Source organism: Roseospira visakhapatnamensis, from assembly GCF_014197915.1.
In the GTDB taxonomy this organism is placed as follows: domain Bacteria; phylum Pseudomonadota; class Alphaproteobacteria; order Rhodospirillales; family Rhodospirillaceae; genus Rhodospira; species Rhodospira visakhapatnamensis.
The window spans coordinates 1-1,030 of the sequence record NZ_JACIGK010000099.1; the positions used below are offsets into that span (position 1 = coordinate 1).

1 protein-coding gene is annotated in these 1,030 nt (G+C 65.0%); it reads left to right on the plus strand.

Annotated elements, in window-relative coordinates; all coding sequences use genetic code 11:
- Positions 1-98 precede the first annotated feature (98 nt).
- Entirely contained in the window at positions 99-1,025 is a 927-nt protein-coding gene (locus GGD89_RS19685) for an IS1595 family transposase (protein WP_184049267.1), read from the plus strand.
- Positions 1,026-1,030: the final 5 nt, after the last annotated feature.

Consider the following 1,030-nt stretch of genomic DNA (forward strand, 5'->3'; position numbering starts at 1 on the left):
GCTTATCCCTTTGAGTCCGGGACCACATCATGTGGTGACAGGTGGTCCGGAATCGCGTAGAACGAAGAGTGAACAACCGCCGTTTCCGGAGCCCGATCATGAGCGCGTTTCCCCGATCCCTGCTCGACTTCCAGCGCCAGTTTCCGGACGACGCCGCCTGCGCGGTGTACCTCGCGAACCAGCGCTGGCCCGAGGGTTTCGTCTGTCCGGTATGTAGTGGCAAACGCGGCTGGGCGCTGGAAACCAAGCCGTGGACCACGGAGTGCGCCGACTGCGGGCGACAGACCTCGGTCCGGGCCGGAACGGTCATGCACCGCAGCAAACTGCCCCTGACAGTGTGGTTCTGGACGGCGTATCTGATGGCGACGCACTCCAACGGCATCTCGGCCACGCAGGTCCGGTCGCAACTGGGGCTGGGCTCCTACAAGACCGCCTGGCTGCTGTGCGCCAAGCTGCGCAGCGCCATGGTCGCCCCGGATCGGACGCCGCTGTCCGGGCTCGTGGAGGTGGATGAGACCACCATCCCCTTCAGAACACACGATGATCCGCCCTCCGGCGGACAGGGACGCAGCCACCAGGGCAAGATGTTGGTCGCCGGCGCCGTTGAGGTCACCAACGGCGGGCCGGGCCGCATCCGCCTGCGCGCCATCTCCGATTTCTCCGGAGAAACCCTGAAGGGTGTCGTCGCCGAAACCGTCGCCCCCGGCTCGACCATCAAGACCGACGGATGGGCCGGCTACGCTGCCTCCGACGATGTGGCTCACGATCCCCACGTGATCGGCCCCATGGCTGCCCATATCGTGCTTCCCTGGGTCCATCGCGTCTTCTCCAACCTGAAGACCTGGGCGCTCGGCGTCTACCACGGCCTGCGGCGCAAGCATCTGCAAGCCTACCTCGACGAGTTCGTCTTCCGCTTCAATCGGCGCCGCACCCGGCACGCAGCCTTTCGATCCCTCCTGGGAATCGTCACCACCAAAGGCCCCATCACCTACGATATGTTGATCGCACCGGAAGCAAAGGGATAAGCCTT

Coding starts and splice junctions, on each gene's coding strand:
- GGD89_RS19685 (WP_184049267.1), top strand. CDS start 99: ATGAGCGCGTTTCCCCGATCCCTGCTCGACTTCCAGCGCCAGTTTCCG.